At 65.7% G+C, this 20963-nt stretch carries 20 protein-coding genes; 11 read left to right on the top strand and 9 right to left on the bottom strand.

Going from position 1 to position 20963, the window contains the following annotated elements; all coding sequences use genetic code 11:
• The first annotated feature begins 199 nt into the window (after window positions 1-199).
• The 3 genes from AC1RQK_RS22000 (at window position 200) to AC1RQK_RS21990 (ending at window position 4109) form a co-directional block, all read left to right on the top strand.
• Window positions 200-1552 carry an NCS2 family permease gene (locus AC1RQK_RS22000; protein WP_492811132.1) on the top strand — a complete coding sequence of 451 codons (1353 nt, stop codon included), beginning with the start codon at window positions 200-202 and terminating at the stop codon, window positions 1550-1552.
• Between the two features lie 590 nt (window positions 1553-2142).
• Window positions 2143-2613, top strand: coding sequence for a hypothetical protein (locus AC1RQK_RS21995; RefSeq protein WP_492371907.1), 471 nt, complete (start codon window positions 2143-2145; stop codon window positions 2611-2613).
• Window positions 2614-2738: 125 nt separating this feature from the next.
• On the top strand, window positions 2739-4109 hold the full coding sequence (locus AC1RQK_RS21990; protein WP_441632568.1) for a sigma 54-interacting transcriptional regulator: 1371 nt from the start codon (window positions 2739-2741) through the stop codon (window positions 4107-4109).
• A 58-nt stretch (window positions 4110-4167) separates the two neighbouring features.
• On the opposite strand, the gene AC1RQK_RS21985 is transcribed toward AC1RQK_RS21990, so the two are convergent.
• The 7 genes from AC1RQK_RS21985 to AC1RQK_RS21955 form a co-directional block, all read right to left on the bottom strand.
• Complete coding sequence (locus AC1RQK_RS21985; RefSeq protein WP_492811129.1) at window positions 4168-5499, bottom strand: transporter; 1332 nt, start codon at window positions 5497-5499, stop codon at window positions 4168-4170.
• Between the two features lie 60 nt (window positions 5500-5559).
• Window positions 5560-6351: a hypothetical protein gene (locus AC1RQK_RS21980; RefSeq protein ID WP_492811127.1), complete on the bottom strand. Its 792-nt coding sequence runs from the start codon at window positions 6349-6351 to the stop codon at window positions 5560-5562.
• Window position 6352: 1 nt separating this feature from the next.
• A complete protein-coding gene (locus tag AC1RQK_RS21975; protein WP_492371910.1) occupies window positions 6353-7045 on the bottom strand; it encodes a C39 family peptidase in 693 nt (230 codons plus the stop codon).
• Between the two features lie 80 nt (window positions 7046-7125).
• Window positions 7126-7923, bottom strand: coding sequence for a FapB/FapC family functional amyloid domain-containing protein (locus AC1RQK_RS21970; RefSeq protein ID WP_492811125.1), 798 nt, complete (start codon window positions 7921-7923; stop codon window positions 7126-7128).
• Between the two features lie 18 nt (window positions 7924-7941).
• Window positions 7942-8553: a FapB/FapC family functional amyloid domain-containing protein gene (locus tag AC1RQK_RS21965; protein ID WP_492371912.1), complete on the bottom strand. Its 612-nt coding sequence runs from the start codon at window positions 8551-8553 to the stop codon at window positions 7942-7944.
• A complete protein-coding gene (locus tag AC1RQK_RS21960; protein ID WP_492371913.1) occupies window positions 8550-9098 on the bottom strand; it encodes a FapA family amyloid fibril periplasmic chaperone in 549 nt (182 codons plus the stop codon). Before AC1RQK_RS21960 ends, AC1RQK_RS21965 begins: the two co-directional genes overlap by 4 nt.
• Before the next feature lie 480 nt (window positions 9099-9578).
• On the bottom strand, window positions 9579-9764 hold the full coding sequence (locus tag AC1RQK_RS21955) for a hypothetical protein (protein WP_492371914.1): 186 nt from the start codon (window positions 9762-9764) through the stop codon (window positions 9579-9581).
• A 266-nt stretch (window positions 9765-10030) separates the two neighbouring features.
• Here AC1RQK_RS21955 and AC1RQK_RS21950 point away from each other — a divergent pair, with 266 nt between their 5' ends.
• The 3 genes from AC1RQK_RS21950 to AC1RQK_RS21940 all read left to right on the top strand — a co-directional run bounded on the left by AC1RQK_RS21950 (window position 10031) and on the right by AC1RQK_RS21940 (window position 12954).
• A complete protein-coding gene (locus AC1RQK_RS21950; protein WP_492371915.1) occupies window positions 10031-10198 on the top strand; it encodes a DUF1328 domain-containing protein in 168 nt (55 codons plus the stop codon).
• 79 nt (window positions 10199-10277) lie between these two features.
• Window positions 10278-11243 carry a YihY/virulence factor BrkB family protein gene (locus AC1RQK_RS21945; RefSeq protein WP_492811182.1) on the top strand — a complete coding sequence of 322 codons (966 nt, stop codon included), beginning with the start codon at window positions 10278-10280 and terminating at the stop codon, window positions 11241-11243.
• 136 nt (window positions 11244-11379) lie between these two features.
• Window positions 11380-12954 carry a peptide chain release factor 3 gene (locus tag AC1RQK_RS21940; RefSeq protein WP_492371916.1) on the top strand — a complete coding sequence of 525 codons (1575 nt, stop codon included), beginning with the start codon at window positions 11380-11382 and terminating at the stop codon, window positions 12952-12954.
• A gap of 54 nt (window positions 12955-13008) precedes the next feature.
• Here AC1RQK_RS21940 and AC1RQK_RS21935 read toward each other — a convergent pair whose 3' ends face one another.
• Window positions 13009-13785 carry a sulfite exporter TauE/SafE family protein gene (locus AC1RQK_RS21935; protein ID WP_492811121.1) on the bottom strand — a complete coding sequence of 259 codons (777 nt, stop codon included), beginning with the start codon at window positions 13783-13785 and terminating at the stop codon, window positions 13009-13011.
• A 179-nt stretch (window positions 13786-13964) separates the two neighbouring features.
• Here AC1RQK_RS21935 and AC1RQK_RS21930 point away from each other — a divergent pair, with 179 nt between their 5' ends.
• Window positions 13965-14876, top strand: coding sequence for a LysR substrate-binding domain-containing protein (locus AC1RQK_RS21930; protein WP_492811119.1), 912 nt, complete (start codon window positions 13965-13967; stop codon window positions 14874-14876).
• Window positions 14877-14916: 40 nt separating this feature from the next.
• Here the strand turns inward: AC1RQK_RS21930 and AC1RQK_RS21925 are convergent, their stop codons facing one another.
• Window positions 14917-17103: a TonB-dependent receptor family protein gene (locus AC1RQK_RS21925; protein WP_492371919.1), complete on the bottom strand. Its 2187-nt coding sequence runs from the start codon at window positions 17101-17103 to the stop codon at window positions 14917-14919.
• 237 nt (window positions 17104-17340) lie between these two features.
• On the opposite strand from AC1RQK_RS21925, the gene AC1RQK_RS21920 reads away from it, so the two are divergent.
• The 4 genes from AC1RQK_RS21920 to AC1RQK_RS21905 all read left to right on the top strand — a co-directional run bounded on the left by AC1RQK_RS21920 (window position 17341) and on the right by AC1RQK_RS21905 (window position 20933).
• Entirely contained in the window at window positions 17341-18594 is a 1254-nt protein-coding gene (locus AC1RQK_RS21920) for an MFS transporter (protein ID WP_492371920.1), read from the top strand.
• A gap of 403 nt (window positions 18595-18997) precedes the next feature.
• Window positions 18998-19378 carry an asparagine synthase-related protein gene (locus tag AC1RQK_RS21915; RefSeq protein ID WP_492371921.1) on the top strand — a complete coding sequence of 127 codons (381 nt, stop codon included), beginning with the start codon at window positions 18998-19000 and terminating at the stop codon, window positions 19376-19378.
• Between the two features lie 90 nt (window positions 19379-19468).
• Complete coding sequence (locus tag AC1RQK_RS21910) at window positions 19469-20002, top strand: hypothetical protein (RefSeq protein WP_492811116.1); 534 nt, start codon at window positions 19469-19471, stop codon at window positions 20000-20002.
• Window positions 20003-20048: 46 nt separating this feature from the next.
• Window positions 20049-20933 carry a mechanosensitive ion channel family protein gene (locus AC1RQK_RS21905; protein ID WP_492371956.1) on the top strand — a complete coding sequence of 295 codons (885 nt, stop codon included), beginning with the start codon at window positions 20049-20051 and terminating at the stop codon, window positions 20931-20933.
• Window positions 20934-20963: the final 30 nt, after the last annotated feature.

Here is a 20963-nt window from a genome sequence, read left to right as displayed (position 1 = left end):
TTCTGGATGTCTGCCTGGATCCACTGCGAGCCATCGTCGGGTCATCACGTTTTTCAGATGATTCCTATTCGCCGCTAGTGCTGCATCGAGGCGGAAATTGCCCGACAGTACGCTCGGCAGGGCCTGTGTGCACGGCACGCAACCCCAGCCGCATGTGCATGCCAGAAACACGGCCGCGACCACGATAACAGGAAACCTCATGCCGACACAGGAACCCATCAGCCAACCCACGCCACCCGCCGCCGCCGGCACTTCGCTGGCGGAACGCTGGTTCAAGCTCAGCGAGCACCAGACCGACGTGCGTACCGAGCTCCTGGCGGGGCTGACCACGTTCCTGACCATGGCGTACATCATCTTCGTCAACCCCAGCATCCTGGGCGATGCCGGCATGCCGAAGGACGCCGTATTCGTCGCTACTTGCGTGGCGGCCGCGATCGGCACGTTCATCATGGGCCTGTATGCCAACTACCCGATCGCGATGGCGCCGGGCATGGGACTGAACGCCTACTTTGCCTACACGGTCGTCAAGGGCATGGGATTTCCCTGGGAGGCCGCGCTGGGCGCCGTCTTTATCTCCGGCTGCCTGTTCCTGCTCGTCACCTTGTTCCGCGTGCGCGAGATGATCGTCAATGGCATCCCGCACTCGATCCGGGTGGCGATTACCGCGGGCATCGGGCTCTTCCTTGCCATCGTCGCGCTCAAGAACGCCGGCATCGTCACCGCAAGCCCCGCTACCCTTGTCACCATTGGCGACCTGCACCGGACCCCTGCCATCCTGGCGATCGTCGGCTTCTTCGTGATCGTCGCGCTCGACCACCTCAAGGTCAAAGGCGCCATCCTGATCGGCATCCTGGTGACCACCCTCCTTAGCTTCGCAGTGGGCGATAACGCCTTCCATGGCGTGTTTTCCGCCCCGCCCTCGATAGCGCCGACCCTGTTCAAGCTGGATATCTCAGCCGCACTGTCGATCGGCATCATCAACGTTGTGCTGGTGTTCTTTCTGGTCGAGCTGTTCGATGCCACCGGCACTCTCATGGGCGTGGCCAACCGCGCCGGGCTGCTCAAGGCGGGCAAGATGGACCGGCTGAACAAAGCGCTGATGGCCGACAGCACGGCGATCATGGCGGGCTCGTTCCTGGGCACTTCCTCCACCACCGCTTACATCGAGAGCGCCTCCGGCGTGCAGGCAGGCGGGCGTACCGGGTTGACCGCCGTCACCGTGGGCGTGCTTTTTCTCGCATGCCTGTTCATTTCGCCGCTCGCGGGGACCGTCCCGGGCTATGCCACGGCGCCGGCCCTGCTTTACGTGTCCTGCTTGATGCTGCGCGAACTGGTGGAACTGGACTGGAGCGATGCGACCGAGGTGGTGCCGGCCGTGCTGACGGCGCTTGGCATGCCTTTCACCTATTCGGTGGCCAACGGCGTGGCCTTCGGCTTCATCACTTATGCAGGGCTCAAGCTCCTGACCGGACGTGCCAGGAGCGTCCCGCTCATGGTCTGGATCATCGCGGCGGTCTTCATCTTCAAGTTCTATTACCTGCCGGGGCATTGAGCCTGGCGCCCGCTTGAGGGACCGCATTGGCGAGCGTCTGCCGGGTGACGAGAAAAGCGTACCCGTTTCTGCGCGTCCAGGCGTGGCCCTCCTGTCCTTCCCTCCGGACGGCGGCGTACCTGTTTCTGCGTAGCCGGCGCACACCGCGGGATAAGACTCGCGTACCCATTTCTGCGCGGAATGTAAGTGACCAATTACCTCGTGTGGCAGAATGTGTGTACCAAGATGCTCATACTAAAGGATGATATTCGGCTGAGTACCCATACTGAGGGCTGGACAAACTGGCCTAAATGCACTGAACTAGAGGCGTGGCAGATTGCGGGGCGCTTCAGGGCGCCCCTTCTTGACTCCGGCACTCCGGGGCCGCGCCAGCTGGCTCAGCGCCTTCAGGCCTGCAATAGCGACAACAACAAGTCCACCTCAAGTAAGAGGGCAGGGACTGAATGAGCAGACCATCGCCAAGATGGCTTCGCCACCACGAAAGGAGCGCGCGGAGACACGCCCGCCCGACAAGAGCAAACAATAAGACTAAACAAAAGTGGTAATCGCGAACGTGTAGTGCCGGGGGTGTTGTTCAACGGGGATCAATCATGACTGCAGGAGAAATCCGGCGACCCGCCATGGGGCCCATCAGCGAGTCCGCCAGTCTTTCCATTCACCGTGCCTGGGCGGCTTTGGGAGAAGCCGCAGCCGAGCCACCGCGCCGAAGCCGCGTCAGCGAGCGCGGCGACCCTGCCGCCACTACCGTCGAAGCGTTCCTGAGCCAGGACCAGGCGTTGCCGGCCTACGTGCGTGCCGCGATCGAACAGTTGCTGCAGCGGCAGCGATCGATGGATGGCGAGCTGTCCCGCCAGCGCGCGCTGCTGCAGGAATGGATTCTCAGCCAGTTGACCTACAAGGCGCTCTATTACCGGTATTCGGGGCAATCGCCCGAAGCGCCACGCACTGAGTTGATGCGCGAAAAAGACCAGGTGCGCCGGCGTATTCGCGACCAGCTCCATGCCGGCAGCGACCACACCGCCATTCTTGGCGAGCAGTCCCGCAGTCTGTCCAAGCCGTAATGCCGACGTTGCGCGTGGGGGAATCCCCCCAACCGACTCAGCTTGACCGCACACAGCGCCCGCACGAGAGCGGGACCGCGGTGCAAGCCGGAATAGTCAAGATGCTCAATGTCAGGGAGAACGTTATGGACCGACTGTGCAAGGCGGCGACACGCACCGCACAGGTGTTGGTCGTATCTCGCCACGAACCCTATGGATTTGATCCGGCCCAGTTCGGCTCCGGCTGGGAGATTCGCCACATCCAGCAGATCCGGGACCTTAGCCGGGTGGTGCGGGGCAGCGCGCCAATGGCTGGCGTGCTCGATCTCGAGACCGAATACAGCGATGCCGAGCTGATGCAGCTCGAGCAGAGCTTGCAGTACCTGCACGTGATGTGGGTGGCGATCACGTCGTCGCGCATGCTGGAGGACGAGCGCGTGAGGCGGCTGATACGCGACTACTGCGTGGACTATGTGCGCACGCCGTTTTCGTTCAGCGAACTGCTCTACACGCTTAAACATGCCCACGGCATGGCCTGCCTGCATGGCGCGCGCAGCCACGAACTGGTCGGCCACGGCCCCATGATCGGCGAGTGCGCGGTGATGCGTAGCATGTTCCGCTCGCTCGCCAAGGTCGCGCACAACGAGGCGCCCGTCTTTATCTCCGGCGAGTCCGGCACCGGCAAGGAGCTGGCGGCGCAAGCCATCCATGAAGCCTCGAGCCGGCGCAAAGGCCCGTTCGTGGCGATCAACTGCGGCGCCATTCCCCCGCACCTGGTGCAATCCGAGCTGTTCGGCTATGAAAAGGGGGCGTTCACCGGGGCCAACCAGCGCAAGATCGGCTGGATCGAGCAGGCGCAGGGTGGTACGTTGTTTCTCGATGAAATCGGCGACCTGCCGCTGGAAAGCCAGGTCGCCCTGTTGCGCTTCTTGCAGCAAGGCACCATCACCCGGCTCGGCGGGCACCAGTCGATTCCGCTGGATCTGCGCATCATCTCGGCGACGCACGTGGACCTGGTGGCGGCGCAATCCGACGGACGCTTCCGTGCCGACCTGTTCCACCGGCTATGCGTTCTGACCCTGTCGATCCCGCCGTTGCGCGAGCGCGGCGAGGACATCCTGCTGCTGGCCAACTCGGTGCTTGCCGAGCATGGCCACGAGGCCCATCGGCGCATTCGCGGATTCTCGCCATGTTCCACGCAGGCCATGATGCAATACGAGTGGCCGGGCAATGTACGTGAGCTGATCAACCGGGTACGGCGCGCGATCGTGATGACCGATAACCGCAAGATCACCGCGGAGGACCTGCAATTGCACGGCGGCAGCGACTCGCCACGCAAGACCCTGGACGCGATCCGCGAGGAGGCGGAACGCGAGGCGATCCGTACCGTGATGGCGAGCCACGGCTTTCACGTGGTACCCGCCGCGCGCGAGCTCAACGTCTCGCGTGTCACCTTGTACCGGCTGATGCACAAGCACAATATCCGGATTGAAGCGCATCCCGGCGCCGGCGAATAGCCGGCCAGCGAAGGACAGGCGGGCTGCGGCCCGCTTTTCTTGTCCGGCCTTGGGGCGCTCAGAACGTATAGGGAAAACGCAGCGTCACCGTGTAGTTCGGCGCATCCGGGGTGAGTCCGAGGCCGATCGCGGTGCTCACAGACAAGCCTTTGGTGATCACGTGATTGAAGCCGAATGTCATGGTGGCTACGTTGGCCCGGCTGCCGATCACAGTCTGCGTGACACCCGCGGTGGTGACTTGCGTGCTCGATGAGATGGCAGCATTGAAGGCCATCGACATCGACGTGCGGTCGTTGAGCGCGAGCGCGAGGCCGCCGCCGAACCCAATGGTGTCGCCCAGTTTCACATCGGCCGGCGTGACTTGTCCCTGCACCGAGGAGATATCGCTCACCGAGCGCTTGATGTTGTAGGTGTAGCTGGCATTGACGAACAACACCACTGGGTCATAGGTCTTGAGCAGCGACAACCCGGCCGTCACGGCCCATACGCCATTGCCCGTGGGCAACTGGTCGGCGATATTCAGGTTGTTGTTATTGGCATTCGCCGACACCAGCTTGATGCCGAACGGCGAGCGCCCGGTGGGCGCGCGCACGCGGATGCTGCCGACCACATCGGGCGCGGCGCCGCTTTCGCGCAGGAACTGGTAGTACAGGCCCATGCTGATATCGCCCGGCGCCGTCGTGCTCAGCGTGGCATCGGACAGGCTCGAAGCGGAGCCGCCCGCACCGCCGGAGATGAAGTTGGTGTTGCGGTACATCACCGGCAGATCGAAGTCCATCGACAGGCGGTCGGACAGGCCGTAGCGTGCGATGGTGTCGTACGTGAGCGTGTGCGACTTGGTCTGGTTGAGGTTGATGGTGCCGAGGAAGATGGCGTCCAGCGCCAGGAAGCCGGACAGCGACAGCGCGCGCCGGTCGTAGTAGCTGTAGATGAAGCCGCTGTCGATGGTCAGGCGCCGCTCGAACAGTGGCGCATGCTCGCTCTGGTAGACCAGGTCTTTGCTCTGCACGCGCGCCTGTTGTTGTGTCTCGCGCGCGTCCGAGCCCACCACCGGCGTGTCGCCGGCGGGCGCTGCGGTGGCCGTGCCGCCCGCGGCAGGGCTTGCGCTTTGTGCCAAGGAGGGAACGCCGGCGGCGGTCATTCCGCCACCGGCGTTCCCGTTGGCACTGCTCCCCGTTCCTGCTACTACCCCCCGCCCGCGCGCCCCGACCATTTCCAGGTCGTTCAGGCGCTGTTCGAGAGCCTTGATGGTCTTGTCTTGTTGCTCGACCAGTTTTGTCAGCCGTTCGATCCGCTCGTCGGCGCTGGGCTGGACGCTGACCTGCGCCCACGCGCCGGCCGAGATCAGCGTACCCGCCAGGGTACCCATCAGAGCGAGTTCGGTCTTCATCTTTCCCCCCGGAAATCTGAATGGGCGCGAAGCGGGTGCGCCAGCCCTGCGTATGCTGGATTATCGTCGCATCGTGGCGATCGCCGCTAGTGCGTCCCGCATGCTGGATTGCGTCAGTTGCCGGATCGTCAGTTGCTGCACCTGCAGCGTAATGTTGGTGAGGTTGAGCACTTGCTGCGCATCGCCCGTGATGCGTGCCGCCTGCATCAGGCTGCCGCCTTGCGCATTCTGCGTGGCGCTGCCCGCGGCCGACTGGATGGCCAGCGACACGCCGCCGCCTGGCGCGACCGTGGCGCTGGCGGTGATGCCGTTGCCGTGAGCCACTTGTGCTGCCGGGTTGCTGCTTGCCACGCTTGCCGTGGGCGCCGCCGCGATGGGTGTGGTCTGGGTCGTGATGGTGCTGACGTTGCTGGCCGAATTGCCATCGCCGGCGATCTGCGCGACCTGGCCCACGCCCGCCACCTGCACCGCGGAGCTGGCAGTGCCGCCATTGCCTTGCACATTGCCCGGGGCAAGGCTCTGGACGCGAGCCGACAGGCTCGCCGTGGCCTGCGCCACCGCACTGTTGGCGGCGAGGTTGGCGGCGGCGACGCGGGCGGTTGCGGTGGCGATCGCCGTATCGTTCTGCCAGCGTGAAACCATCTCCACCACAAAGCCGCTGACCAGGCTCGCGCCCAGGTACTTGCCGCGCACGCCGGCCATCTCCGCGTCGGAGACGAGCTCCGCCATTGCTGGCGAGGCCATCACGTCGCTGGCATCGTCAGCCGCGGTGGATGCTAGCGCAAGCGTTGGCGTGACCAGCGCCATGCTGGCGGTGCAGCTCAGGCAGAGGAGGCGCTGTGCGGTGTCCATGTCAGAAGTAGTCCATCCGTATCAGGCCAAAGTCAAGCGCCGCGGGCACCATGCCCCCGGCCAGCGCGGCGTTGGTCCGGTCGCGCAAGGCGGGCGCGGCGATATCGAGCAGGGGCGAGTTCGGATCGAACGGCCGGCCGACGATGGCGAACACCAGCCCGTTCCAGTTCGCCGCGAAATCCTCCTCCTTGATGATGCGGTTGCCCAGCGCCGGATCGGCTACGAACACGCGCCCGTCGATGGCCTTGCGCACCACCACGAAATGCAGGTAGCCGTTGACGTCGAGCAAGGTGATGACCGGGATCTTGAGTTGCCGCAGGGCGCTGTAGTCCACGCGGAACCCTCGCCCGCGCAAGCCCAGCGTTTCGACGTAATTGCGCATGTCGAGCATGGAGAAGCCGTTCTTGACCACGGTGTCGGCGTCGGAGATGCGCAACATGTCCTCGACGATCCTGGGCTCCGCCAGGTCATAGCCGTAGCCGTAGCGCAACAGCGTGCCGACCGCGGCCGCGCCGCAACTGAAGTCAAGCTGCTGGCGCATCATGTTCTGGTAGCGCATCTCGAGCATGCTCTTGACGGGCTTCCTGAGCATCGGCTGTCCGTCGATGTCGATCGTCATCGTGCTCTGACCATTGGCACTGAATGCCGCTGCCAGCAGCATGCATGCCCCGGTCACGCGGAATAGCGCGCGCATGACACTCCCCCTTGGGCGGGTTGAGCCGGCGACCCCCGGGTCCCGGCTCTCCTGCCGCGTTCGTGCTGTTGCCGCAATGCTCAGTGGGTCGCCGTGGAAATGGCGAGCCCGTTGCTCTGTGCGTTGCCGGCCCCGACGGCGATGTTCACGCCGATGTTGCCGACCGCATTGGCCAGGGCGCCCCCGTTGAGCGTGGCGGCATTGTTCGGCCTGCAGCCGCACATCGACAGGTCATTGCCGTAGGTGGTCTGGTCATTGGAAGCGGTTGCCTTGGCCAGCGCGCCGACGGGCTGCCTGCCGTCGCGGCCGCTGCCCATGTTGACCGAGGCCGCCAGCGCGTTGCTCTGCAGGTTGCCGGCGCCTGCCGCGATGTTCACGCCGACGTTGCCCTTGGCACCGGCCAGCATGTTATCGCCCATGCTGGCGCTGTTTGCGGCGCCGACCATGTGCATGCCGTTATCCCCGGTCTTCTGGCTGGAGAACACCTGCGCCGAGGCGAAGACATCCGACGCATCGATGCTGGCCAGCGCGGCCTGGTTGGACTGGCCGTTGCCCGCGCCCGCGGATATGTTCACGCCGATATTGCCTTGCGCATTGACCAGCGCGTTGCCGCCGCCGAATGCACTGTTGGTGGACGGGCCGATACGCACGCTATTGTCACGCGCGCTTTGCTGGCTGTTGACCACCGCGCCCGATTCGGACCGGAAGTGGATATCTCCCCAGGCAAAGCCGAAGCCACGGACATAGATGTCGTTGCTGATCGCTGTCTGGCTGTAGATATCGGCGTCGTCCGGCCGGTCGAAGTAACTGAAGCCGCCCGCGAATGCGCTGGTTGAAAGCGCAATGCCCGCTGCGATGGCGAGGATTTTCGTTCTCATGATTTTCTCCTTCCCTGCTTAGAAAAAAGTGCCCGCCGGGGGACGGAGCACAAAAACGTTGGACGAGACATTCCCCGATCCTGCCGTCTGGTTCAGCTGCACCAGGCCCGTTGCGTTGCGGTAGGCATCTGGCTGGATGACTGCCTCGCGCGGACCCGTTGCGTGGCCCGCTGAACCCGGGCGACTTCCTCCGGCCGATTCCGCGGCTAGCAAGCCGTCGGAGATGGCTTCGATCTTTACGCTGGCGGCCGGCGCCAGCACTGCCGCATTGATTTGCACGTTGCCGTTGCCGCTGGCCACGTTTGCCGAAAGCAGCCCGCTGCCATTGGCGAAGGCACCGCCGCCGATCTGGCTGACGGCGCCTGTCGCGGGCGCGGTGGCGCCGGCACGCTGCAGCGATTGCACGTCCGCGCTGCCACTCGCGATGGCGGCCTGGTTGCTTTGCGCGTTGCCGCTGCCAGCGGCCAGGTTCACGGCGGCGCGACCGGCAACGCCGGTGAGCGCGCCGGCATCGATGCGGGTGCTGTCGGTGGCCGCACCCTGGACCTGCGCGTGGAGCGGCAGGCAGGCAAGCATCAGGCCGGCAAGCCAGGCAGCGTGATTGCCGCGTGTGGTGTGGACGCATGTCATGGCCGGCCTCCCACCGCGAGCGGCGCCAGTCCGTGCATCAAGGCGCCAGTCATGTTGCCGGTAGCCTGCGCGACCTGGCCGGCGATGCCGCCCGAAACGCTCCCAGCGCCACTGCCACTAGCCAGGCCCTCGATCTGGCTGGGCGCCAGGGCCAGCCGCCCGGTGGCGGACTGGCTGGCACCGGACACGGCGGCGCCGGCCGCGCTGCGGCCTACCGCGGCAGCGAGATCGCTGTCGGTCAGGTCGCTGGCGATGGCGGCGGTGGACTGCTGGAAACGTGCGGACGGAAACGGCTCGACAGCGGCGGCTATCGGCATGTCCCCCTGCGGTATGCCGCGATAGGCAATACGCGGCTCGACGCTGCGCAGAACGACGATATCGCCTGGGTCTGCAATCGCGGGGAAGGAAGCAAGGGCGGCGACAAAAGCTGCAAGACCGATGGCGCAGGCCGCGCCAGTCGATACGAACGCCTCCGTGCCGTCATTCGCGCTGGCGGCTGACGCATGGCTGAACTCACTCCCGCGTTGTAGGACTCGTCGCGTCATTTTTTTATGTCTCCCTGTGGCGAACAGAGCGACAAGCGTGCCAATACCCTGCAATTGAGCGCTGTCAACGGTTTGCGGGTGGTGCGCAAGAGCGCGCGGAAGTTCCCTGATAGAGGAAGAACATTTTGGTTGCAGCGCTGTAACGCGGCATTGCCGATGGCGCTGGATGAAAGCGATCGCCGATTGGGCGCGCGGCCATGCTCAGTCAGGCACGATGACGCGCCATGAGCGCTCGCAAGGGCAGGCCGGTGCTGGTTGCATCGCTGAAACAGGGCAGGGGCCGGCAAGTGTGCCGCCCCGTCTTTGGTATCGGCGGCAAGGCGGGCGGCCCAGGCCGTTTGCGTCTCGTCTGCGCCGCTTTACGCGCGTCGCCCGGCGCGCGGCTCTGTACGCAGAAACGGGTACGCTCCGGGCTTGCAGGAGCGTGATGCCTGGGTCGGCGGCATTGGCCTGGGCGCGCCGTTGCGAAGCTGTTGGCGCTCAGGCCGGCAGCACGGGCAAGGCTGATGGAGCGAGGGGTGCCTGCGCGGTGCCGGAGGCTTGCTCGGCCAGTGCACCGGAGATGGGCTTGGGTCCCGGCTGGCTGCGTTCGCAGCCGGCGGCGGCGAGCAGGCCGAGCGCCAGGAAGACGGCGGTGCCAAGGCGGCGGAGGGATTTCCGGTTCATGGTGCCTCCTTCTGGTTGTCGAAAGGTTGTGTGCGGGAGGACGGTACCTGGACGGCTGGTGCTTGCGGCCAACCGCCCCGGTGGCGCCGGTCACCCGCAGCGAGACGGCGCGTAGCCGTCTTCAGTCTAGCCGGTCACCGCCCGGACAGGGCCGGAACCCGGGGCGCGAGCCGCGCCCGGGCGGCTTGGGAAAAGCGCGGGATGGGCTGTATCATGAACCTTGGAACGGATAACAAAACGGGAGAAGGCTTCATTGGAGTCCCATCATGTTGCGCTACGCCGTGGTTTTCTTCGTCATCGCCTTGATCGCGGCCGTGTTTGGCTTCGGCGGCATCTCCGCCGCGGCGGCGGAGTTCGCCAAGATCCTCTTCATCATCTTCCTCGTGCTGTGCGCGGTGTCGTTGATTTGGGGCCTGAGCAAAGACCGGGGCTAGGGCAGGTCGCCGGACCCTTTAGTCGCCCAGCCAACAACGGGATCCACGCTTGAATCCAGCCGATTCCCCCGACCAGTCCCTGGACCGCACGCCGCCCAAGCAACGCGCTCGCGGCATCGGCCATTGGCTGCCCGATCGCCATACCGCTACGCGCACGGCCAGGGTGGTGCTGGCCGCGGTCAGCGCATGGCTGGCGCACCGAGCCGCCAGCAAGGGCGCGGCGCTGTCCTTCTATATGCTCTTCTCGCTGGCGCCAGTGCTGGTGCTGGTGATCTCGATTGCCGGCATCTTTTTTGGCGCGGAAGCGGCACGGGGCGAGATCTTCGCTCAGATCGACGGCCTCGTCGGTGCCCAGGGCGCGGCTGCCATCCAGGAAATCCTTGCCGCCACGCACCGCTCGGGTGGTGGCGGGCTGGCCGCGGCCATCGCCACCGGTATCTTGTTTGTCGGCGCTACCAGCGCCTTCGCGGAACTCAAAGGCAGCCTCGACGAGATCTGGGAGACACCGGCGCCACAGGGCGCCGGCTGGCAGCAATTGCTGCGCGCCCGCTTGCTCTCGTTCAGCCTGGTGCTGGTGCTGGCCTTCATGTTGCTGGTGTCGCTGATCGTCAATGCCGCGTTGGCGGTAGTCGACCGGTTTTGGGGTCAGATGTGGACGCAATCGTGGTTTGCGCCGGTGGCGGACGTGCTTTCAACAGCATTTTCATTTGGCGTGGTGACCCTGCTGTTCGCCGTGATCTTCAAGATGCTGCCCAATGCCCGCATCGCCTGGCGTGACGTGGTCATGGGCGCCATCATCACCGCCCTGCTGTTTTCGGTGGGCAAGCGGCTGATCGGCCTTTACCTGGGCAATAGCGCTGTGGCTTCGTCCTATGGGGCTGCGGGTTCTGTGGTCGCACTGATGTTATGGGTGTACTATTCGGCACAAATTTTCTTCTTCGGTGCCGAGCTGACCCGCCAATACGCGCTGCAATTCGGCAGCTTGCAAGGGCAAAGCATCAGCCCGCCGCCCGATCCGCGCGCGGCCGGTCCCGCGAACCGGTAAAATACGGCCCGATTCCCTTCGTGCATGCCCGCAGTGCCCGGCCCCCGACCGCAAGCTGATGGTCGCGCCGGCCCCTGGCGCCGGTCCGCTGCGCCCCGGGCCCCTTTTCCATCTTCTGTTTGCCGAATCCACTGCCGTGAGCTCGCTCGTATCCGAAATTGCGCGTCGTCGCACCTTTGCCATCATTTCGCACCCTGACGCGGGTAAGACGACCCTGACCGAAAAACTGCTGTGGTTCGGTGGCGCCATCCAGGTCGCGGGCGAAGTGCGCGCGCGCAAGGCCGACCGCCACGCCACCTCCGACTGGATGGAGCTGGAAAAGCAGCGCGGCATCTCGGTGACCTCGTCGGTGATGCAGTTCCCGTACCGAGAGAACATCATCAACCTGCTCGACACCCCGGGCCACGAGGACTTCTCCGAAGACACCTACCGCACGCTGACCGCGGTGGACTCCGCGGTGATGGTGATCGACTCGGTCAACGGCGTGGAAGCGCAGACCATCAAGCTGCTCAACGTCTGCCGCCTGCGCGATACGCCCATCATCACCTTTATCAACAAGCTCGACCGCGAAGGCCGCTCGCCCATCGAGCTGCTCGACGAAATCGAGGACGTGCTGAAGATGCAGTGCGCGCCGATGACCTGGCCGATCGGCATGGGCAAGGCCTTCCGCGGTGTGTACCACCTGATCGACGACCGCGTGCAGCTGTTCGACCCGCACGGCGAGAAGGGCACCTCGGCCATGGTCCAGGGCCTGGACAACCCGGAGCTGGACCGCGTGCTGGGCACCCAGGCGGAAGAGCTGCGCATCGAGATCGAACTCGTGCGCGGCGCATCGCATGCCTTCGACAAGGACGCGTTCCTCAGCGGCAAGCAGACGCCTGTGTACTTCGGCTCGGCCGTCAACAACTTTGGCGTGCAATCTCTGCTCGACGCCTTGTGCGAGCTGGCGCCGCCGCCGCAGGGCCGCAATGCCGAGTCGCGCGCGGTGGAGCCGCAGGAGCCCAGGTTCACTGGCTTCGTGTTCAAGATCCAGGCCAACATGGACCCGCGCCACCGCGACCGCATCGCGTTCGTGCGCGTCTGCTCGGGCCGCTTCGAGCGCGGCATGAAGGTGCAGCATGTGTCCACCGGCAAGACCATGGCCATCAATAACGCCATCACCTTCATGTCGCAGGACCGCAATACGACCGAAGAGGCTTACGCCGGCGACATCATTGGCGTGCCCAACCACGGCACCATCCGGCTGGGCGATGCGTTCAGCGAGGGCGAGGCGCTCAAGTTCACCGGTATCCCGTCGTTTGCGCCCGAGTTCTTCCGCCGCGCGCGGCTGAACAACCCGCTCAAGGTCAAGCAGTTGCAAAAGGGCCTGCAGCAGCTGGCGGAAGAGGGCGCAACGCAGATGTTCCGCCCGATCGCCTCCAACGACCTGGTGCTGGGCGCCGTCGGCATCCTGCAGTTCGACGTGGTGGCGCACCGCCTGGAGCACGAGTACGGTGTCGACGCGATCTTCGAGTCGCACGACTGCGCCACCGCGCGCTGGCTCAAGGGCGACCCCGCGGAGATCGAGAAGCTGATCGAGAAGGCGGGCCACAATGTGGCGCTCGACGGCGCCGGCGACCACGTCTACCTGGCGCCCAGCATGGTCAACCTGCGCCTGACGCAGGAGCGCTTCCCCAAGCTGCAGTTCATGGAGACGCGCGAAATCGTTTGATTTTCGCGCTGCCGGAGCGATCTGGCGCAAGCGCCGCCCATTAGGGCGGCGCGTTTAATCCAGGCGCAGCAAGTAGTGCAGGACCAGCGCGCCGCCGGAGCACAGCACCACCGCATTGACCATGCGCAGGAACTGCTCGCGCGACAAGCGCAGCGTGATCCTGCGCCCGGCCCACAGGCCCAGCGCCATCGCTGGCGCCAGCAGCAGCGCCAGCTTGATGATGGCCGCACCCGCATAGACTCCCGCCAGGGCAAATAGCACCAGCCGCGTCAGCGTACTCACGCCGATCAGCGTGGACTGCGTCATGCGCATGGCGTCCTTGCCCAGCCGGCCCGACAGGTAGATCGCATAGAGAAAGCCGCCGCTGCCGAACATGGCCGAGCACACGCCGCCGCCCAGGCCAAAGGGCAGCGCCGCGCGTGGCGTAAAGCCGGTGGGTCGCTTGCCGCCAAGCGCCCAGATCGCATACCCCATGGCGAACACCCCAAGCAGCAGCGGCAGCAGGTCCGACTGCAGCTTGAGCAGCAGTGCGGCACCTACCAGGCTGCCGGCCAGCATGCAGGGCAGCAACCGCCCAAGCTCTGCGCGGTCGGCGGCGCGGCCATCGCGCAGCAGGGCAAAGGCTGCGGCTGTGCAGTCCATCAGCGCCAGCAGCGGCACGATCTGGCTCACTGGCATCAGGTAAGCCAGAAGCGGCCCCGCTACCAGCGCGGTGCCGAAGCCCGCCATGCCGAAGATCACATAGGCGCCGGCGATCGCCACGCACATGGCGAGGTAGGCAGGCAGGGAAACATCGGGCAGCAGGGCGGTCAGGTCCACGGGCATTGGCATCAGGGTTGCGTGCCCCACAGCATAGGCACGCGCGCGTGCGCGGACCAATATCAAAGCGCCCCGCGATCCATCGCAAAGCGGCATGGCAGCGCGCTGGGCGCGGCGCGCGCGCCATGGCACACTTGCGCGCACGATCCAGGCCGATGTCAGCCCGTGCGTCCCATGAGCCCGCCCATTCAATGAGTCCGTCCCTCAAGCAGTTGCGCTACTTCGTTGAAATTGTCGATGCCGGCAGCTTCAGCCTGGCCGCGGAGCGGCTCTTTATCGCGCAGTCGGCGCTGAGCCGGCAGATCAAGGAGATGGAGGGCATGCTGCAGGTGGTGCTGCTGGTGCGCAAGCCGCGCCATGTAGAGACCACGCCGGCCGGCCGCGCTTTCCTGGAGGCGGCACGCCGCATCCTGGCCGAGCTGACCGAGGCCTCGGCGCAGGCGCGTCAGGTCGAGCGCGGCGAGCAAGGCACGGTGCGCCTGCTGCATTCCAGCTCGGTGCCGCTGACGCCGGCCTGCACGGCGGTGCTACGCGAGTACCAGGCAGAGCACCCCGGGATCCATTTCGAGATCTCGCAGGCATCCAGCGAACAGCAGGCGATGGAGATCGAGGAGGGCCGCGCCGACCTGGGCCTGGCGCGCGAGCCGCTGCTGCGCCGGCTTCCCGGCGTCGAGGTGGACTCGCTCTATGAAGAGCGCCTGGTGCTGGCGGTATGTAGCGCGCATCCGCTCGCGCACGAGGAAAGCGTGGCGTTGGAGAGGTTGCGGGAAGAGCCCTTCGTGTCGCTGCCGCATCCGGACCGGGGCGGCCTGAGCCATCGCGTGGCGCAGTGCTGCCTGGAGCGCGGTTTCTATCCGCGCGCGGCGGCGGCGATCTCGCGCAAGCTGTCGCAGCTGGCGCTGGTGGAGGCAGGGTTTGGCGTGGCCTTGGTGCCGGCTTCGCTCAGTCGCCTGGCACCGCCGGGCGTGCGGTGCGTACCGCTGGCCGATGCCGGCGGTGATACGCGTTGTGATACGCGCGTGCTGCTGCTATCGCGCCGCGACGCCGCGCCAGCCTCCGCGGCGCTGGCGCAGAGCCTGCGCGCGGCGCTGTCGCCTCGGTAGTCGCCTTGGTCGCCTTAGTGGCCTTAGCAGCCTTAGTGCCCTAGTAGGCCAGCGAGGCCTGGACGTAGAACGTGCGCGGCATGCCCACGTACTTGCCCGCGTTGTTGTCGGTGGAGCGGGTGAAGTAGCGGCGGTCGAACAGGTTCTTCACGCCCACCGCGATCTTCAGGTTTTGCGCCGCCTTGCCGAAGTCGTAGCCCAGGCGCAGGTTCATCAGTGCATAGCCGGGGATATCGCCCAGCGCGCCGTTGGCGCTTTCCGCGGTCTGGTATTGCGCATTGGCGACTGCCGGGTCGCCCGGCGAGCGCTGCTTCGATTGCGCGAAGGCATCCACGTTCAGCATCCAGCGGTTGCGCAGGTAGCGCATGCCTAGCGTGGCGACGTGGCGCGAATAGAACGGCAGGTCGCGCCCGGCGAAGTTGCCCTGGTTATAGGTGGCGTCGGTGAAGGTGTAGGTAGCGTAAGCCGAGAGTCCGGCGAGCGTCGGCGTCAGCTTGGCGAAGTCGTAGCGCAACGAGGATTCGACCCCGCGGTGCGTGGTCGCGCCAAGGTTGGTCCAGGCGTCCGGGCTGCCGCTGGTGCCGCCGCGCAGTTGCAGTTCGTCATCGAAGTCGATGTTGAACAGGGTCAGTTCGCCGCCCCAGCCATTGACGTTGTCGAAGTGCGTGCCGATCTCATAGGTCTTGGCCTTTTCCGGGGTCAGCCCGTTGGTGGTCTGCGCGATCTGGAAATACTGCAGCGGGCCAAAGGACACGCCAGCGTTGGCGAACAGCTTCCACTGGTCGGTCACGTGGTACATCACCGCCAGCGAGGGCAGCGGCTCCTCGGACTTCACGTCGTTGCGCAGCCTGGTGAGGTTGTCCGTGACGTAGGAGCGGATCATTTCGTAGCGCAGGCCCGGGGTGATGGTCCAGTTGCCCACGTTGATCGTGTCGTCGATGTACACCGCATTGGCGGTGGTGCCGCCGGTGCGTGACTGGTACAGCGTGGACGGCGCGTTGGGTGCGTCAAAGCCGGTGCCTGGCCGATAGAAGGCCGTGCGCGAGGCTTGCTCGTCGCTGGCCTCGCGCAGGAAGCGATAGCCCACGCCCACTTCGTGGCTCACGTTCTCGCCCCGGAACAGCTGCGAGTAGCGCGGCTCGACGGCGAAGGTGTGGTAGTTGCGCGGGTACGAGACCAGGCGACGCTGGTTGCCGGATTCGCTTTCGATATTGCTGCCGCGGAAGCTCTCGGTGTAGTAGGTCAGCACCTCGAACTTGCGGTTGTTGTCGTTGTGCGCGTACTTGAGCGTGATGTCCTTGCGGCGTCCGCTGAAGTTGTCGAAGGGGCGCACCGACTGGAATGGGTCGGCCGCGTACTGCGCCGAGGTCAGGCCGCCGGGCATGCCGGCGGTGGCATCGTAGTAGTGCAGGCTGCCGGTGAGCTCGTCCGCCGGCGTGATGCGGTAGGCGCCCTTGAGTATCAGGTCGTCGATGTTGACGTGGTCGTTGCTGGCCCGGTAGCCGTTGCCGTGCACGCCCGAGTACAGCAGCGCGCCGCCCAGCCCCTGCTCGTTGGTGCCGCCGATGAAAGCACTCGGAATGGTCTTCACGCCGCCGCCATGGCTGTAGATGTCGGACTCCACCGAGGCGCTTGCCGCGAAGGTCTTGGGGATCGGCCGCGTGACGAAGTTGATGATCCCACCCACGTTCTGCGGGCCATAGCGCACCGAGCCCGCGCCGCGCACCACGTCCACCGCTTCCAGGTTGCCCAGTGACACCGGGGCCATCGACAACTGCGGCTGGCCATAGGGCGCAACGGCCAGCGGCACGCCATCGAGCAGGATGGTGGAGCGCGGCGACAGGCGCGAGGCCAGCCCGCGCACGCCCACGTTCAGCGAAATGTCGCTGCCACCGGTGCCGTTGCTGTCCTGGACCTGCACGCCAGGTACCCGGCGCAGCACATCGCGCACATTGCTCGCGCCACTTTCCACCATGGTCTCGCGGTCGACGATGGTCCGCGCGCCGGGGTGCTCCAGCACCTTGGCCTCGTTCGGGCTCTCCAGCCAGTTGCCGACCACCGTGACGGCGTTAAGGGTGCTTTCGGCGCTGAAAGCACCTGGGGTTGGCGCGTCAGGGGCGGTTGCCGGCGCGGCCGCGGGCTGCGGGCCGGCCGCATGCACGCACAGGGTCAGGCAAAGCAGGGCAGCGCCGATGGCGGCGCTGGAGAGCTTGAAGGTGGGCTGCAAAATGGAATTCCTGGGAAGCGCTGGCGGGGATCCGTGCGTCCGCCGCATCGAGGGCTCGCATTATAAATGCGAATCATTATCGATTCCACTGTGTATGTCTTGCCTGTTGCGACAATGCATCATTGTTGATACATGGAACGGGGTGGAACGTGATGCATGCGCCTGCATGCACGCCGCGGCTCGGATAGAATTCGTGCCAGCTTTGCCCCGCCGCCCGTCCTGTCATCACCGCCATCCATGTCGACCCCTGCTTCCGTTCCGGCCCCCGAGCCGGACTCAGTCTTTCGCGACCCTTCATTTCGGCTGTTCTGGTTTGCTCGCCTATGCACCACCATCGGCTACCAGATCTTTACTGTGGCGGTAGGCTGGCAGATCTACGATCTCACCCGCGACCCGTTCATGCTTGGCATGGTGGGGCTGGTGCAGTTCCTGCCTTCGGTGATGCTGCTACTGATGTCCGGCCATGTGGCCGACCGCTTCGACCGGCGCCTGATCGTGCGCACCTGCCAGACGCTGGAAGCGCTGATCGCGGTGTCGATGGCGGTGGCGAGCTTGTCGGGCTGGATCACGCGCGATCACATCTTCGTGTTCGTGGCCCTGATCGGCGCCACCCGCGCCTTCGAGACGCCGACGTTGCAGGCGCTGCTGCCCAGCGTGGTCACGCCACGCATGTTTCCGCGCGCGGTGGCGCTGTCCAGCTCCGCCACGCAGACCGCCATCATCATCGGCCCCGCCCTGGGCGGTTTCGCCTACGTGGCCGGCCCGGGCGTCGTCTACGCCATCAGCGCCACGCTGTTCGCCGTGGCCGCTTGCCTGGTCACCGCGCTCAAGCTGCGCCAGGCCGCGCAGCGGCTGACCACGCCGGTCAGCATCGCTACGCTGTTTGCGGGGTTTTCGTATATCCGCGGCCGGCCTGTGCTGCTTGGCGCGATTTCGCTGGATCTCTTTGCCGTGCTGCTGGGCGGCGCCACCGCGTTGCTGCCCATCTACGCGCGCGACATCCTGCATACCGGCCCCTGGGGCCTGGGCCTGCTGCGCTCGTCGCCCGCCATCGGCGCGCTGGCGACCGCGCTGTGGCTCGCCCACCATCCGATGAATCGCCGCGTGGGCCGCGTGATGTTCGGCGCAGTGGCCGTTTTCGGTGTGGCGACGATGGTGTTCGGCATCTCGCACTGGCTGCCGCTGTCGATGGCGGCGCTGGTCATGCTTGGCGCCTCCGACATGATCAGCGTGGTGGTGCGCTCCACGCTGGTCCAGCTCGATACACCCGACGATATGCGCGGGCGCGTGGGCGCGGTCAATTCGGTCTTCATCGGCGCGTCCAACCAGCTTGGCGAGTTCGAGTCCGGCGTGACGGCCGCGCTGTTCGGGCCGGTTGGCGCGGTGCTGCTTGGCGGCATCGGCACGCTGGTGGTGGTGGCGGTATGGATGCGCCTGTTCCCCTCGCTAGCCGCGCGCGACCGCTTGCATGATCACCCCGTCACGGCCTGAAATAAGGTCCAAACCGGCCGGTCCGAGCACCGGCCGGGTGCGGCACCCGTTCTTCCTGCGCACCAAAGCGTACCCAATTCTGCGTGCTCCCACGCAGGGGTGCCGCACGATTCTCCCCTCATAGAAAGTACTCCCAAGCCTACTCGGGCGAAATTTTTTCATTCGGGGCCAGCCCTTGCCCACGCAGGGCTGGCGCCGATTCGCCCAGCTGTTCCCGCGCACCCGGGGGAAACCAATTCCCCTGTCATTTGTCCTGAAAGTATCGTCAATTTCAATCAAATGCCGGCAATCGTGTGACATCAAGTCAGGCCATCGCCGGCTCTGGCAGGCCGGACACCGCCAGTGACAGGAGAGTGACACAAACATGTGCGGCATTGCTGGAGAACTACGCTTTGATCGGGTCATGGCCGACCTGCACGCCGTTGCCGATATGAACCGCGATCAGGCCAGGCGTGGCCCCGACGCAGAGGGCCTGTTCGGCTTGGGCGCGCGCGTGTTCGGCCATCGCCGCACCGTGGCGGAGGTGCCGATGAGCGTGCTGTTGTCGGGCGGCACGGACTCCAGCCTGATCACCGGATTGCTCGCAGAAACGGGTACGCCCGACCTGCGCACCTACGCCTTCGGCTTCGAAACCGTGGGCGGCCACCACTGGTACTCGCCGCTGGCCGCGAACACGGATGCTGGCGGCGCCGTCATCACTCACCGGCGCGGCTTCTTCGACCGCAGCCGACTGCCGAGCGCTTTGTTGACCTGCTGTTCCCGTTCACGGCCTGATGCCACGTGATGCCACGCTCGTGCGTACCAACCTCTTCGCGACCAATAGCGTACCAACCTCTTCCTGAAATTCTTCGAACCGAACCATGAATCCGCCCGCATGCAGACACTGAAGATCGACCCGCTTTACCTCAAGACCACGCCGCAGGCGCCGCGCAAAATCGGCATACAGGTGGGCGATTTCGTCGCCTTCGATGCCAACCCCGAGATCGTCGACAACGGCCTTATCGTCTCGCGCCATCTCGACAACAAGGCGGAGTTGCCGCTGTGCTTGCCGCGCCTGTGCGACAAGCACGGCATTCCCAGCCATCGGGACGTGTTCCGCTTCTATCATTCCGACGCAGGCGCGGCGGTGAGTGCCGAGCACGATGTGCGTACCGCGTTGCTCTGTTTTGGCGCCGACGCCTCGCATGGCTACGAGCGCACACGCATGTCCGTGCCGGCGCCCCTTGCGGAATGGCTCACCGTCTATATTCAGAGCGGGCCGACCTTCCCGGAGGACCGCCAGCGCCGCATCGGCTCGGTGGCCGGCTTCTCGCACCAGCTCGATCCGGGCCAGCTTGCGTGCAGCGAAACGCCGCTGCCGGACGCCGGAGGACCGGCGCACCGCCGCCGCAACGACGATGCATCCTGAGCCGCGCATGTCCAGCTTTTCCACACTGATCGCCGGAGTCGAATCCATGAACCTGAACTTCATCGAGCCCCACAAGCTGGAAGCAGCCTGGGCGTACCTGCTGCAACTGGTGGTGCAGCAAGGCCTGAACTGCATCGCCGCCATGCTGATCCTGATCCTGGGCTGGTGGCTCTCCGGGCGCGCCCGCGCCGCGGTGCTGCGCGCGTTTGACCGCCCGCGCGTGGACGCCACCTTGCGCCCGATGCTGGCCAGCGTCACGCAGTGGATCGTGCGCGTGATCACGGTGGTGCTGGTGCTGTCGCAATTTGGCGTGCAGACCGCCAGCATCATCGCCATGCTCGGCGCCGCCGGCCTGGCCATCGGACTGGCGTTGCAGGGCACGCTGCAGAACATTGCCGCGGGCATCATGCTGGTCCTGCTGCGGCCGTTTCGCGTGGGCCAGTACATCGATGCGCAGGGCGTGGCCGGCACGGTGCGCGAGACGGGTTTGTTCATGACCGAGCTGACCACCTTCGACGGGGTTTGCCTGCGCGTGCCCAACGGCAAGATCTGGGGCAGCGCCATCACCAACTACAGCGAGAATCCCACCCGCCGGCTCGATATCGAAGTCACCATCACCTTTGGCGCCGACATCCAGGCCGCACTCGATGCGCTGCGCGCCATGCTTGCGGCTGAGGCGCGCATCCTGGCGGACCCGGCCTCCGAGGCCATGGTGATCAACTACGCTGCGCAGGGCGTGACGCTCAACGTGCGTTGCTGGGTTGCCGCCGGGGATTACTGGAACGTGCGCTTCGCTTTCTACCACCGCATCAAGCTGGTCCTCGAAGCTGCCGGTTGCGCCATCGCCGTGCCGGTGCAGGAGTGGCGCGTGTCCGAGGACGCGCAAGCGGCCGCGCCCGTCGCGCCAAGTCCCTCGCATCGCCTGAGCTGACGAACCAACCTCTTCAGCTCCCGCCGCCGC

The organism is Cupriavidus sp. GW822-FHT02D05 (genome assembly GCF_058802485.1).
The sequence above is the reverse complement of the archived record's forward strand: the minus strand, read 5'-3'. Positions and strand labels throughout refer to the sequence as shown.